Annotated in this window: 11 protein-coding genes and 1 pseudogene; 9 read left to right on the forward strand and 3 right to left on the reverse strand. The window is 56.3% G+C overall.

From position 1 onward, the window contains the following. A partial coding sequence (locus DK510_RS05095; protein ID WP_160116449.1) for a DDE-type integrase/transposase/recombinase occupies positions 1 to 313 on the reverse strand: 313 nt, incomplete at its 3' end. Between the two features lie 148 nt (positions 314 to 461). Between DK510_RS05095 and DK510_RS05100 the strand changes: the two genes are divergently transcribed. The 9 genes and pseudogenes from DK510_RS05100 to tal all read left to right on the forward strand — a co-directional run bounded on the left by DK510_RS05100 (position 462) and on the right by tal (position 11,248). Beyond that, entirely contained in the window at positions 462 to 1,715 is a 1,254-nt protein-coding gene (locus DK510_RS05100; protein ID WP_160116450.1) for a LacI family DNA-binding transcriptional regulator, read from the forward strand. Beyond that, entirely contained in the window at positions 1,708 to 3,003 is a 1,296-nt protein-coding gene (gene xylA, locus DK510_RS05105; RefSeq protein WP_109311205.1) for a xylose isomerase, read from the forward strand. Before DK510_RS05100 ends, xylA begins: the two co-directional genes overlap by 8 nt. Before the next feature lie 19 nt (positions 3,004 to 3,022). After that, positions 3,023 to 4,078, forward strand: coding sequence for a sugar phosphate isomerase/epimerase (locus tag DK510_RS05110; RefSeq protein ID WP_109311206.1), 1,056 nt, complete (start codon positions 3,023 to 3,025; stop codon positions 4,076 to 4,078). Next, a complete protein-coding gene (locus tag DK510_RS05115) occupies positions 4,078 to 5,214 on the forward strand; it encodes a Gfo/Idh/MocA family protein (protein WP_109311207.1) in 1,137 nt (378 codons plus the stop codon). Before DK510_RS05110 ends, DK510_RS05115 begins: the two co-directional genes overlap by 1 nt. Then, positions 5,211 to 6,728, forward strand: coding sequence for a sugar ABC transporter ATP-binding protein (locus DK510_RS05120; RefSeq protein ID WP_109311208.1), 1,518 nt, complete (start codon positions 5,211 to 5,213; stop codon positions 6,726 to 6,728). Before DK510_RS05115 ends, DK510_RS05120 begins: the two co-directional genes overlap by 4 nt. 9 nt (positions 6,729 to 6,737) lie before the next feature. After that, complete coding sequence (locus DK510_RS05125) at positions 6,738 to 7,736, forward strand: ABC transporter permease (RefSeq protein ID WP_200833212.1); 999 nt, start codon at positions 6,738 to 6,740, stop codon at positions 7,734 to 7,736. Positions 7,737 to 7,769: 33 nt separating this feature from the next. Next, entirely contained in the window at positions 7,770 to 8,723 is a 954-nt protein-coding gene (locus DK510_RS05130) for an ABC transporter substrate-binding protein (protein ID WP_109311209.1), read from the forward strand. Positions 8,724 to 8,790: 67 nt separating this feature from the next. After that, the gene (gene xylB, locus DK510_RS05135; RefSeq protein ID WP_109311210.1) at positions 8,791 to 10,224 is read left to right on the forward strand and encodes a xylulokinase; all 1,434 of its coding nucleotides are present in this window, start codon (positions 8,791 to 8,793) and stop codon (positions 10,222 to 10,224) included. A gap of 111 nt (positions 10,225 to 10,335) precedes the next feature. Further along, a pseudogene (tal, locus tag DK510_RS05140) lies at positions 10,336 to 11,248 on the forward strand (transaldolase). A 782-nt stretch (positions 11,249 to 12,030) separates the two neighbouring features. On the opposite strand, the gene DK510_RS05145 reads toward tal, so the two are convergent. Together DK510_RS05145 and DK510_RS23220 are read right to left on the reverse strand one after the other, a co-directional pair. After that, complete coding sequence (locus tag DK510_RS05145; protein WP_109311211.1) at positions 12,031 to 13,590, reverse strand: acetolactate synthase large subunit; 1,560 nt, start codon at positions 13,588 to 13,590, stop codon at positions 12,031 to 12,033. A gap of 150 nt (positions 13,591 to 13,740) precedes the next feature. Beyond that, on the reverse strand, positions 13,741 to 13,943 hold a 203-nt coding region (locus DK510_RS23220), incomplete at its 5' end, for a hypothetical protein (protein ID WP_234998927.1).

Genomic DNA, 13,943 nt, shown 5'->3' on the forward strand with positions numbered 1-13,943 from the left:
CTTCGTGATCCACAGCCCGCCATAGGTAGTGCGTCTCGCCATTGATCTTCACGAAGACCTCGTCCAGATGCCACTGCCAGTTCGAATAAGATCGCATCCGATTGACCCTGTTTCTGCGGATCTCTGCCGCGAATATCGGGCCAAATCTGTTCCACCAATAACGCACAGTTTCGTAGCTGATCTCGATGCCGCGCTCGTGCAAAAGATCTTCAACATTGCGAAGCGAAAGCGGAAACCGAACATACATCATGACGGCCAGACAAATGATCTCGGGGCTCGTCTTGAAGTAGCGAAAAGGGCTGCGTTTTGTCATCCTGCGACGCTAAGTGCTCGCCCTGCCCGCCTGAAGCCAAGTTCTTCTGACAAGACCCTGTGAAGGCGATCTTGTCGAAGTTGGACGAGTGACTAAAGCGCGTTCTGATTTGAACGTCTTTCTTGCGCTTTGACACCAGAATGCCGGGGTGGATCCGAAACAGATCATCAGCGTAAGTCCCGTGCAAATCTTAATGATACACGAAGGCCGCCACGCCGAATTAGGTACGACTCGAAAAATGCCATACGTCTATCAAAAAATGATTGACGTATGGCATTTTGACGCCTTTGATGGGGGCACTGCAGCGATTGGGAGATTCGTTGCGAGGGGAGGAAGCATGACAAGTCCGACGTTAAGTGATGTCGCGCAGGCTGCTGGGGTCAGTTACGCCACGGCCGACCGGGTCATAAATAATCGTGGAAATGTTGCCGCGAAATCCATCAAGAAAGTCCGCGATGCAGTCTCCGCTTTGGGTTATGTGCGCAACGTGGCCGCTGCGAACTTGTCGCGCAATCGCGTCTACCGCTTGGCATTCTTGATCCCGAAAGGATCAAACGCTTTCTTTACTCGCATCCATGACCATATTCAGCTTACGGCCGATCACCTGAGTGCTGAACGCGTGACGGTTGAGGTAATCGAAGTTGCAGCCTTTGCAGTTTTGGGCTTGCAAGACAGCATTGCCGAATTAGCGAAGAAAGACCTCGATGGGGTTGCCATCGTTGGGCTGCAAAGCCAGCGTCTTGAAGAGCCGCTGGCGGCGCTGCGCGAGCGGGGGGTGGCGGTCATTGGTCTGGTATCAGACCTTCCGCAGCAGTTCCGCTCCGCCTACATCGGCATCGATAATATCGTCGCCGGACGTACGGCTGCTCGGATGGTCGGCATGGCCCACGCTGGCGGCAACGGGTCAATCCAGACGTTTGCCGGTTCAATGGACGCCCGCGACCACGTCGAACGTTTGCAAGGTTTTTGCGAGGTCATTGCGAAAGATTACCCGCATATCACTGTGTGCGACCCCATCATGACCAAAGATGACGCGGCTGTGTTGTTGTCGCAAACCAACGCGGTTCTGACGGGTAAGCCCGAGACCACTGCTGTTTATAACGTAGGGGCTGGTAACAGCGGGCTTGTGCAAGCGATCGGTGCGGCACAGTCGGGGCGGCCGTTCTGTGTCGTTCATGAATTGGTCGCCCATTCCCGGCAAGCGCTGCAAGAAGGCTTGATTGACTTAGTGATCGACCAGCGCCCCGACGTTGAAATCAGTCGCGCCTTCACCGTTTTGCGCGCCTTAATCGATAACCGCGACTTGCCGCCGATGCCTGGCCTGATGCCAACAATTTACGTGCGGGATAATCTGCCTGCCGACCCCCTGACCGATTTGACGAAAGCCAAGACAAATGACTGACTTTTTCAAAGACATCTCTCCTTTGGCCTATGCACCAGGAAGCGCCGATCTGGCGTTTCGCCACTACAATCCCGACGAGGTTATTGCGAGTAAGCGGATGGAAGATCACCTGCGGTTTGGCGTGGCCTATTGGCATTCGTTCGCTTGGCCCGGTGGGGACCCGTTTGGCGCCGAGACATTCCAGCGGCCTTGGTTTGGCGACACGATGGACTTGGCGAAAATGAAGGCCGACGTCGCGTTTGAGATGTTCGATTTGCTGAACGTACCATTCTTTTGCTGGCACGACGCCGATATCCGCCCCGAGGGCGATAGCTTTGCCGAGAGCCTGCGGAATTTCGAAGAGATCATCGATTATTTCGGCACCAAGATGCAGACATCAAAGACAAAGCTTTTGTGGGGCACGGCGAACCTGTTCAGCCACCGCCGCTTTATGTCCGGTGCCGCCACCAACCCTGATCCTGAGATTTTCGCGTGGTCAGCGGCGACGGTCAAAGCCTGTATGGATGCCACGCATAAGCTGGGCGGCGAGAACTATGTGCTTTGGGGCGGGCGTGAAGGGTACGAGACCCTGCTGAACACGGATCTGAAACGTGAACGCCAGCAAGCGGGCCGGTTCTTGCAGATGGCGGTCGAGTACAAACATAAGATCGGCTTCAAAGGCGCGATCTTGGTTGAGCCGAAACCGCAAGAACCGTCCAAGCATCAATATGATTTCGACGTGGCGACGGTCTACGGGTTCCTCAAAGAATTTGGCCTGGAAGGTGAAGTTCAGATGAACATTGAGCAAGGCCACGCGATCCTTGCCGGTCACTCTTTTGAGCACGAACTGGCGCTGGCGTCGTCGCTTGGCATCTTTGGTTCCATCGATATGAACCGCAACGACTACCAATCGGGCTGGGATACCGATCAGTTCCCCAACAATGCCCCCGAGGTTGCCTTGGCCTATTACGAGGTGCTCAAGGCGGGTGGCTTCACCACTGGTGGCACAAATTTTGACGCCAAGCTGCGCAGGCAATCCTTGGACCCAGTTGACCTTATCGCGGCGCACGCAGGGGCGATGGATGTCTGCGCGCGGGGCTTTAAGGCGGCGCACGCAATGCTCGAAGACGGCACATTGGAAGAAATGCGCAATGCGCGTTACGCCGGATGGGATAGCGCGGGCGGTAAAACGTTGCTCGACAGTGATCTGGCCACCATTGCAGCGCAAGTTGCGTCCGATCCCATCGACCCGCAACCGCGTTCGGGTCGCCAGGAAATCTTGGAAAATATCGTCAATCGCTTCGTGTAAGCGGACAGGGAGGAAGACCATGAAAACCATCAAAGGACCGGCGCTATTCCTAGCCCAATTTGCAAGCGATGAAGCCCCATTCAACTCTTGGGATAGCATCACCAAATGGGCGGCGGATTGCGGATATAAGGGCGTACAGGTGCCCAGTTGGGATACGCGTTTGATTGACTTGGCCAAAGCGGCATCCAGCAAAGATTATTGCGATGAATTCAAGGGCAAAGCGCAAGAGAACGGCGTTGAGGTCACCGAGCTTTCGACCCATTTGCAGGGTCAGCTGGTCGCGGTGCATCCTGCATATGACACAGCCTTTGACGGCTTTGCGGACCCTTCTGTTCACAACAATCCCAAGGCCCGCCAGGAATGGGCTGTGGATCAAATGATGAAGGCGATTTCTGCGTCCAACAACATGGGGATCAAGAACCATGTGTCATTTTCCGGAGCGTTGGCGTGGCCATACGTTTATCCATGGCCGCAGCGGCCAGCGGGTTTGATTGAGGCAGCGTTTGACGAACTGGCGCGCCGCTGGCGGCCCATTTTGGACCACGCCGAAGACAATGACGTCAACATTTGCTACGAAATCCACCCGGGTGAAGACCTGCACGACGGCGTTACCTTTGAGATGTTTTTGGAGCGTGTCGACAATCACGCCCGCTGCAACATGCTGTATGATCCCAGCCATTATGTGCTGCAATGTATGGACTATCTCGACAATATCGACATCTACAAAGACCGGATCAAATTGTTCCACGTAAAAGATGCCGAGTTTAACCCCACGGGCCGCCAAGGTGTCTATTCCGGCTATCAGCCTTGGGTCGATCGCGCCGGCCGCTTCCGCAGCCTTGGCGATGGTCAGGTCGATTTTGGGGCAATCTTTTCAAAGATGGCTGCGAACAATTTTGACGGTTGGGCCGTGGTCGAATGGGAATGCTGCCTGAAGCACCCGGAAGACGGCGCACGCGAAGGGGCGCAGTTCGTCAAAGACCACATCATCCGCGTCACTGAACGCGCCTTTGATGATTTCGCAGATGGCGGCACAGACGACGCTGCAAACCGTAAAATGTTGGGGATCGACTGATGACCCGTATTCGTCTTGGCATGGTTGGCGGCGGCAATGACGCCTTTATCGGTGGCGTCCACCGCATTGCGTCCCGCATTGATGACCGGTTTGAACTGGTTGCTGGCGCTTTGTCCTCCTCCCCTGAAAAATCCGCAGCGAGTGCGCAGGCGCTTGGCATTCCACGGTCCTACGGCAGCTTTGAGGAGATGGCCAGGACCGAGGCCGCGCGCGACGACGGGATCGAGGCGGTTTCTATCGTCACACCCAATCACGTTCATGCTGCCGCGGCCAAGGCGTTCTTGGCCCACGGTATCCATGTGATCTGCGACAAGCCGCTTACCTCGACCATGGACGACGCGGTCGCACTTCAGGCAGCCGTGAAGGACGCCGAGGCGCTGTTCATCCTGACCCATAACTACACTGGTTATCCGATGATCCGGCAGGCGCGTGAGATGATCGCTGCGGGTGACTTGGGTGAGGTGCGCATCGTGCAAGCGGAATACCCGCAAGATTGGCTGACCTCGCCGATGGAAAACGAAGGGTTGAAACAAGCGGAATGGCGCACCGATCCGGCGCGCTCTGGCGCGGGTGGGTCCATTGGCGACATCGGCACGCATGCGCATAATCTGGCGTGTTTTGTCAGCGGCTTGCGGGTCGAAAGCCTTGCCGCTGATCTGCAATCTTTTGGCGCGGGACGGACGTTGGATGACAACGCCCATATGATGCTGCGCTTTGAAGGCGGGGCGCGTGGGATGCTGTGGTCGAGCCAAGTGGCTCCGGGCAATGAAAACGCGCTGAAACTGAGGATATACGGCGAAAAGGGCGGGTTGGAATGGGCGCAAGAAGACCCCAACTACCTGTGGTTCACGCCGCATGGCGAACCGAAACGCTTGCTGACGCGCAATGGTGCGGGTGCCACTGAAGCATCCCAAGCCGTCAGCCGCATCCCCGGCGGTCACCCTGAGGGCTACCTTGAAGGGTTTGCGACGATCTATAACGAGGCAGCGGACGCGATCCGCGCAACTCAAAATGGCACAGACCGCGCCACAGCCATGGGCATCCTTCCCGGAATCTCGGCGGGCATCGACGGAATGCGGTTCATCACCGCCTGCGTCACGTCGTCGGCTGGCAACGCGGCGTGGACAACGCTATGACGACCCGCCCCCTTGTCGCACTGCAAGATGTCAGCAAAAGCTTCGGCCCTGTCGAAGTGCTGCATGGCGTAAATCTTGCGCTGCATGCTGGCAGCGTACATGCGCTGATAGGCGAAAACGGGGCGGGTAAATCCACGACGATGAAGATTTTGGCGGGTTATCAGCCGCCCACACAGGGCGATGTCCTGTTTGAAGGGCACCCCGCGCAGTTCGGCAGCCTGCAAGACGGCGAAGCGGCGGGGATCGTGATGATCCATCAGGAGTTCAACCTCGCCGAACAGTTGACCGTTGAACAAAACATCTTTCTGGGGCGGGAGTTGAAACGCGGACCGCTGCTCGACAAAGCTGAAATGCGCCGCCGCACAAAGGAATACCTGACCCGTGTTGCCTGCGATGTGTCGCCTGACGCGCTTGTTTCTGGGCTGTCCAATTCAGAAAAGCAGATGGTCGAAATTGCCAAGGCTCTGTCGCGCGACGCGCGGGTCTTGATCATGGACGAACCGACCGCCGTGCTGACCAACCGCGAGACAGACGTGTTGTTCAAACAAGTCGCAGACCTGCGCGCGGCGGGCACAGCGATCTTGTTTACCTCGCATAAGCTTGATGAGGTCTCCGCGATTTCGGACCACATAACGATCATGCGCGACGGCGATGTTGTGCATTCTGGCGCGACCTCTGAGATGAGCGAGGATGCCATGGCCACCGCAATGGTGGGTCGCGATGTGTCTGATCTCTATCCCACCAAGCCGGGCGTTGCGGCGGATGCGCCTGTTGTATTGCAGGTTGAAAATCTGAGCGTGCCAGGGTTTGCAAGCGACGTGTCATTCACCTTGCGGCAGGGCGAAATCCTGGGGATCGGCGGGTTGATCGGCTCTGGCCGGACGGAAGTGATGGAAGGCCTTGCAGGTTTGCGCCCCGCAAGCGCCGCCAAGGTTACCTTGTTTGACAAACCCGCCCGTTTCAAACGCCCCGGCGACGCGCAGCAGGCGGGGCTTTGCTATTTGACTGAAGATCGCAAGCTACGCGGGCTGTTGTTGGAACGCGGCATGCGTGAAAACCTGACGCTGGCGAATTTGCACAAATTCGGCGGTTTCATGATTGACCGCCGCGCCGAGGAAACCGCCCTGACCGACGCAATCACAGAATTTGATATCCGCGCGGGCACCCGTGATGTGCAGGTCGGCAATATGTCCGGCGGCAATCAGCAAAAGCTGCTGCTGGCGAAGGTCATGCTCTCTGAGCCCCGCGTCTTGATCGTCGATGAACCCACCCGTGGCATCGACATCGGCACCAAACAACAGATTTACGCCTTCCTGCGCAGGCTGGCAGATGCGGGGCACGCGATCATCGTGATCACCTCTGAAATGCCTGAACTCATCGGTTTGGCGGACCGGATCATGGTCATGCGCCTTGGCGCTGTCAGCGGCATGTTGGCCCCCGACGACATTAATGAAGACGCAATCGTGCGCCTGTCCATGGGATTGCGCACTGACAAAACGCCGGAAATGGCCTGAGGGAAACAGATGACTGAAACAACCACACCTCAATCTGGCGGCATGTGTCTTCCGTCGATGTCCGTGCTAGGCCCCATTATTGCCTTGGTAGTCTTGTTGATCATCGGCGCGATGTTGAACTCCAATTTCCTGAGTGAGGCCAATATCACCAACGTTCTGGCGCGCTCTGCCTTTATCGGGATCATCGCGGTGGGCATGACCTTTGTGATCACCGCAGGGGGCTTGGATTTATCCGTCGGGTCAATGGCGGCCTTTATCGCGGGGCTGATGATCTTGGTGATGAACGCGGCGCTGCCAAGCTTGGGGATCGGCATCCCAATCATCCTCTTGGGCATGCTGACCGCGATTATTGCAGGCATGCTTGCGGGGCTTTTGAACGGCTTTCTGATCACGACCTTGGGGATTGAGGCGTTTATCGTCACGCTCGGCTCCATGGGCATCTACCGCAGCCTGGTGACGTGGCTGGCCGACGGGGGCACGCTGTCGCTCGATTTCGGTCTGCGCACGTTTTACCGCCCGGTCTACTTTGACGGCATCCTTGGGATCAGCTGGCCGATCATCGTTTTTGCGGTTGTCGTGATTATCGGAGAGATCATCATGTCGCGCACCACCTATGGACGCCACTGTGCTGCCACCGGATCAAACGAACATGTCGCGCATTATTCCAACGTGAACGTGCGCCGTACGCGCCTGATTTCTTATGCCGCACTTGGCATTTTGGTGGGCATCGCGACCATCATGTATGTGCCGCGCTTGGGTTCGGCATCTGCTTCAACTGGGGTGCTGTGGGAACTGGAGGCCATCGCCGCTGTGATCATCGGCGGCACTGTCCTGAAGGGCGGATTTGGCCGGGTCTGGGGCACTGTGATCGGTGTGCTGATCCTCAGCCTGATCGGCAATATTTTGAATTTGACCGACTTTGTGTCGCCCTACCTGAACGGCGCGATCCAAGGGGTCATCATCATTCTCGCTGTGATCCTACAGCGTGAACGTAAGGCGGCATCTTAGGCTGCAAGCCAACGCTTCAAGGGAGGAGCAAACATGAAATTTACGAAAACATTTATTGCCACAGCACTGGCAACAGCCCTGAGCACAGCTGCATTTGCAGATGGTCACGAGGTCAAGGTGATCGGCGTGTCCATTCCCGCCGCGACACACGGTTGGGCCGGTGGCATGAACTTCCACGCCGCTGAAACTGTCGAGCGTCTCGAAGAGGTCTATCCAGGTCTCGACTTCGTTCTGGCAACGGCGTCCGATCCGGGCAAGCAGGTCAACGATATCGAAGACATGGTCGCCACGCGCAACATTGACGCGCTGGTTGTTCTGCCGTTTGAATCCGACCCGCTGACACCGCCTGTTCAGGCTGTTGCAGATAGCGGCGCATGGGTGACTGTTGTTGACCGTGGTCTGTCTGTCGCTGGTATTGAGGACCTGTATGTCGCAGGCGACAACACAGGCTTTGGCACAGTGTCCGGCGATTACATGGTGTCCAAGATGCCTGACGGCGGCGATATCGTTGTCTTCCGTGGCATCCCCACGACCATCGACAACGAGCGTGTGGATGCGTTCACAGCCGCAATCGAAGGGTCCGGCATCAACGTGCTGGACATGGAGCACGGCAACTGGAACCGTGACGACAGCTTTACTGTGATGCAGGATTTCTTGTCCAAGTATGACAACATCGATGCTGTTTGGGCCTCTGATGACGACATGGCCATTGGTGTTCTGGCTGCGATCGAAGCGGCGGGTCGTGATGATGTGCAGTTCGTCCTTGGCGGTGCTGGTATGAAGGAAATGATTAAGCGGACAGCCGACGACGACGCAATGATCCCTGCCAACGTGACTTATCCGCCTTCAATGATCGCAACAGCGATTGAATTGACGGCTGTTGGTCTGACGTCGAACGCCCCTGTGTCTGGCGACTTCGTGATCGGGTCGGTCCTGATCACGCAAGAGAACGCGATGGACTTCTACTATCCTGATAGCCCGTTCTAATAGCTCTCCCAAGGTCATCGGCGGTCCCGCCGGTGGCCACCTTTTCCAACAAAAAAATGAGACGCACGTGACATATCTTGGTCTAGACCTCGGCACATCTGGTGTCAAAGCGCTGCTCATTGATGGCGATCAAAACGTTTTGTCTGAGGGTCATGGCCCACTCACTGTTGCGCGCCCTCATTCGATGTGGAGCGAACAAGACCCACTGTCTTGGATCACCGCTTGTGAAGCCGCGATAGCCCAAGCGCGCGCCGCAGTCCCCGCCGAATTTTCGGCGCTGCGGGGAATTGCCGTGTCTGGCCAGATGCACGGTGCGACGTTGTTGGATGCCAATGATAAACCGCTACGCCCTGCGATCTTGTGGAACGACGGGCGATCCCTTGCCGAATGCGATGAGCTTGAAGCGCGCGCAGATTTTCGCGGCATCGGCGGAAACATCGTTATGGCTGGCTTTACCGCCCCGAAACTGCGTTGGGTGCAAAAGAACGAACCTGAGATTTTTTCAAAGACGTGCAAAATTTTGCTGCCCAAAGATTTCATCAACTTCTGGCTGACCGGAGAGTACGTCTCAGAGATGTCGGATGCGGCAGGCACCCTGTGGCTCGATGTGGCCAAACGCGATTGGTCCGATGACCTGCTCGCGGCCACGGGGCTGACCCGCGACCACATGCCCCGATTGGTTGAAGGCAGCGAAAAAGCGGGCGATTTACGCGCCGAACTTGCAACGCAATGGGGCACAGGCCCTGTCGCTGTCGCAGGTGGTGCGGGGGACAATGCGGCGACCGCCTGCGGGCTTGGCGTTGTGCACCCCGGTCAAGGTTTTCTGTCGCTGGGCACATCCGGCGTGCTCTTCACGGTGACGGATACGTTCGCCACCAACACCGACAGCGCCGCCCATAGTTTTTGCCACGCGGTGCCCGAGACGTGGCACCAAATGGGTGTCATTCTGTGTGCCACCGATGCGCTTGCTTGGCTTAGCCAGATCACCGGCCAAACGCCTGCGGCCCTGTCCAGCCTCGTGGCAGACGTTAGCGCACCCTCCCCCATCACGTTCCTGCCGTACCTATCGGGCGAACGCACACCCCATAACGCCCCAAACGCGACAGGTGCGTTCCACGGCCTGCGCCGCGATCATACGTTAGCCGACATGGTGCAGGCGGTTATGGAAGGGGTCGGTTTTGCCTTCGCCGATTGCTGTACAGCACTTGATGCGTGTGGCTCGCTCCCAGGTTCAGTCTGCGTCGCAGGCGGAGGCAGTCAATCGGCGGTATGGCTTAAAATGATTGCGAGCATCACTGGGCTGACGCTTGATGTGCCTGACAGCGGCGCGCAAGGGGCCGCATTGGGCGCGGCGAGGCTCGCAATATTGGGAACGGGCGATGCAACCGCCGATGACGTCCTTATGCCGTCAAAAGTGCGTCAGGCCTACACGGCAGATCCAACGCTGTCGGACCTCTATTCAACGCGTTTGCAAAGCTTCAGAGACGCTTGGAAAGATTGACCCTTTTGGTTTCAGCCCTGACTGTTCGACCTTATTCTAGCCGTTGCCGCCAACACCGTGGCGCAAAGAAGGAATACTCTAATGACAAATGTCCTGGAGCAACTCCGCACTATGACAACTGTTGTCGCTGATACCGGCGATCTTGCGGCGGTTCGGACATATGAGCCGATTGATTGCACAACTAATCCGTCTCTGGTTCTCAAGGCTCTGGAACATGCGGCATCCGAAGATTTAATCGCCCGCGAAATCGAGGCAGGCAAAACTGCGGGTATGACACCCGAAGAGGTGACCGAAGTCCTGACGGTTGCAATAGGGGCTGAACTTGCGGCGCTGGTCCCGGGCCGCGTCTCGACTGAGGTTGAAGCTTGTCTGTCGTTTGATACCGAAAGGTCGGTCTTGCGCGCGCGCCATTATCAATGAATACAAAAAACGTGGCGTCGATAAGAGCCAGATCCTAATCAAGTTGGCTGCAACATGGGAAGGCATCCGCGCCGCTGAAACCCTGCAAGCGGAAGGTATCGATTGCAACCTGACACTTCTATTTTCCATGGCACAAGCCGTTGCCTGCGCCGATGCCAAATCATATTTGATCTCACCATTCGTTGGCCGCATTACCGATTGGTACAAAAAGAATGAAGGCCGGGATCATTACGCACCAACCGACGATCCGGGCGTAAAGTCGGTAAGCGCAATTTACGACTATTATAAAGCCAATAAGATAAGCACGGTCGTGATGGGGGCGTCCTTCCGTAACACGGACCAAATCAAGGCTTTAGCTGGGTGTGACAACCTGACGATTGCACCCAGTTTGCTTGATGAATTGAGCAATGATCACAGCCAGCTTGCGCGCGTGCTTGCACCCGATAAGAAGGGCGAGATCACCGAAGCTCTAATGGATGAGGCGACTTTCCGTTGGCGCATGAATAAAGACGCAATGGCCACAGAAAAACTGGCTGAAGGTATTCGAAACTTCGATATGGATCATCAAAAACTGGTCACATTGATTGCCGCACGAATGACCTGAGATAACCGAGACGGCGATGTCGTCTTGACGACAGTCCTGCACGTCGAGAGAGGCCTGCCTTCTATCCCGGAAGCTATTGAAAATCCGACCAGTGAAGCTCGCAGCTTATTTCAATGGCCGGATATCCTATCGCATGCCGCTTAACATCTGACATGTGGGCAGTGGAACAGAAACGACAGTTGGAAAATGGCCAGCATCAAGAGACTAAAACGGCCACATTTATAGAACGGCTGCCCCTCGACTAAAACATCTCTGCAATTGCGAACAAATGCTGCATAAACAGCAGCTGCACCCAAATACAGCCACTTCTTTGTTCCTTGAAGTGCAGGTTCGGCCTCTGATCCATGCCGCACTCTGCACGAATGGCTGGTTTTCCCACCGCGTGGCAACATCGAGATTTATACGGACACAGAATTTTTCACGCTGCGAGCGCGCGCAGCATGAAAACCGATCTCACAGAATGGGCTCGAAGCAGCCGTTCGCCGCGTTTGCACTCATGTCCGTATTGGGCCCGAGGCAGTCATCCAACGGTTTTTGTCGGATTCCGGCTAAGCGCCGCTAAGCGGCCGTTCGGTCACGAAAAACCGAACTTTCAGCTCTCAATGACTCCTTTGGGCGAAAGCAGACGCTGGTCAAAAATTCGTCAATGATCGCTGCGCGGACAAAACGGCAACTTCGCCGCCGTTTGAACCATCGCAAAGTCTTTTCACAGCATCAACTTATACCGATCCGCAGTTTGCACCCCAAGTCTCATCAGCTCTTCAGGTTCCGTGTCACAATACTCATGCTGGCGGGGGACACACAACTTCGATCAGAGATGGCCCGTCGTTGGAGAGACCGGCAGAGAGCGCCTTCGCAAAGCTGTCCATGTCATCTGCGCGTGTCCCAGGAACACCGTGGCCTTTCGCCAGAGATACCCAGTCCAGTGTCGGGTTCTCCACGTCAAACATAGCCTGAGCATTCTGACCATAGCTCGCTACACCGACATTTGTGAGTTCATCGCGCAGAATTTGATAGCCTCGGTTTGCAAACACAATAACGGTCACGTCGAGATTTTCTCGCGCCATAGTCCACAGAGATTGTAGCGTGTACATGGCCGAACCATCCCCAGTCAGGGCAATAACTTGTCGGTCCGGGCACGCGATGGCCGCACCCGTTGCGCAGGGCAAACACAGCCCAATCGCTCCGCCGGTGCCAGCGAGTAGTTCATGCGGTCGAGCGGTGGCTGTCGGTGGAATGACGTGAAACCCGGACGTCACGGACTCATTACAGATGATCGCGTTTTCCGGGATCAGTGCTGCCAACGCCAAACCAACTTTTTCGAGGGTCAACTGCCCGCTGGGAATGTCCGGCAGATCGAGCGGATGGGTTTCTGCCACCGTTTTGCTTGTGACCCCGACCGCGTCGGCGAGCGCTTGCAGCGTCCACTCGATATCATCTGTGGGCGTACACAAGTCGGTAATGGGGCAATACGGAGGTTCGGGTACGCTCGGTTTCCCGGGATAGGCAAAAAAGGCGACTGGCCTGTCTGCGCCAAGCAGAGTGATCGAAGACGTTGCTTCAAGCTGAACGGTCTTGGGCGATATCGGATAGACCAGTTGGTCTAGCTTTGCTGTTCCTGCGCCTTTGGAAATACGAGGTATCAGAGTTTCGGCCAACAACCGGCACCCCGTAGCGGCGGCAATTTGTCCAGCCAGTGCACGCTGTGGTCCAAACAGAGCTGATCCGCCAATCATCAGCGCGGCTTTCGGTGTCATAAGACGGGCTGCTGCGGCCGCTATGCCGCCTATTGACGGTCGATGGAGGCTTTCTCCAATGTCCAAAAGGTTTGCCGCTGCGTTCGCTTCGTTCCAAGCTGTGTCGGCAGGCAAGACAAGCGTCGCGACCCGGCCGTTTTGCGACCGGGCAGCCTGAACCGCAGCCGCTCCATCCATAGCCACGTCGGTTGAATTGGATGACACTCGCGTCCAATGACTTACCGCTTGGCTGATACCGAGGATGTCTCCCTTCAAAGGGCTTTCGTACCGGAGGTGATGCGTTGCGTGATCACCCACGATGTTCACGATCCCGGACCCCGCTTTCCTGGCATTGTGCAGATTGGCAAATGCGTTGCCAAAGCCAGGCGCAAGATGCAGCAGCGTTCCGGCAACATCACGTTTCATACGAAAAAACCCATCCGCCGCACCCGTCGTTCCGCCTTCGAAGAGGCAAAGAATGCAATTCATCTCCGGGTGTTCATCCAAGGCAGCGACAAAGTGCATTTCCGAGGTACCGGGATTTGCGAAGACTGTATCCACGCCATTGTTCAAAAGGGTTTTTACGAGTGATTGAGCGCCGTTCATTTTTTCCTTAGCCTGATTTCAAGCGGTCATTTGATTATAATGCTCGCACGAAAAGGCTTTCTTTCTAAACATATTTTCCTCTCGGCACGACACTCCGCCACGAAAGGTACCACAGCCGTTCGCGACGTGGAGCAGTCTCCGGACTTCAGGCTACTCCTTTTGGCGGAGCCAGAATTTGGAGCGAAAGTTCTCATACTTGAGGTGAGATAGGCACAGAGCGAGCACGTCCGCTTCGGGCTCGAAGCCGTCATCCGACAGCATTAGCGATGAGACTGGTTTGTGGTTGCGAGCGGTCATTGGGGCCGCTCTCAGGATTGGTCCGACATCGGCCCTCCCAGCACTATTCAACGAGT

Source organism: Ruegeria sp. AU67 (assembly GCF_900312795.1).
In the GTDB taxonomy this organism is placed as follows: domain Bacteria; phylum Pseudomonadota; class Alphaproteobacteria; order Rhodobacterales; family Rhodobacteraceae; genus Ruegeria; species Ruegeria atlantica.

Excerpts from the sequence above, each read along its gene's own strand:
- DK510_RS05110 (WP_109311206.1), top strand. The coding sequence starts at position 3,023 with ATGAAAACCATCAAAGGACCGGCGCTATTCCTAGCCCAATTTGCAAGC.
- DK510_RS05145 (WP_109311211.1), bottom strand. The coding sequence starts at position 13,590 with ATGAACGGCGCTCAATCACTCGTAAAAACCCTTTTGAACAATGGCGTG.
- xylA (WP_109311205.1), top strand. The coding sequence starts at position 1,708 with ATGACTGACTTTTTCAAAGACATCTCTCCTTTGGCCTATGCACCAGGA.
- DK510_RS05120 (WP_109311208.1), top strand. The coding sequence starts at position 5,211 with ATGACGACCCGCCCCCTTGTCGCACTGCAAGATGTCAGCAAAAGCTTC.
- DK510_RS05130 (WP_109311209.1), top strand. The coding sequence starts at position 7,770 with ATGAAATTTACGAAAACATTTATTGCCACAGCACTGGCAACAGCCCTG.
- DK510_RS05125 (WP_200833212.1), top strand. The coding sequence starts at position 6,738 with ATGACTGAAACAACCACACCTCAATCTGGCGGCATGTGTCTTCCGTCG.
- DK510_RS05115 (WP_109311207.1), top strand. The coding sequence starts at position 4,078 with ATGACCCGTATTCGTCTTGGCATGGTTGGCGGCGGCAATGACGCCTTT.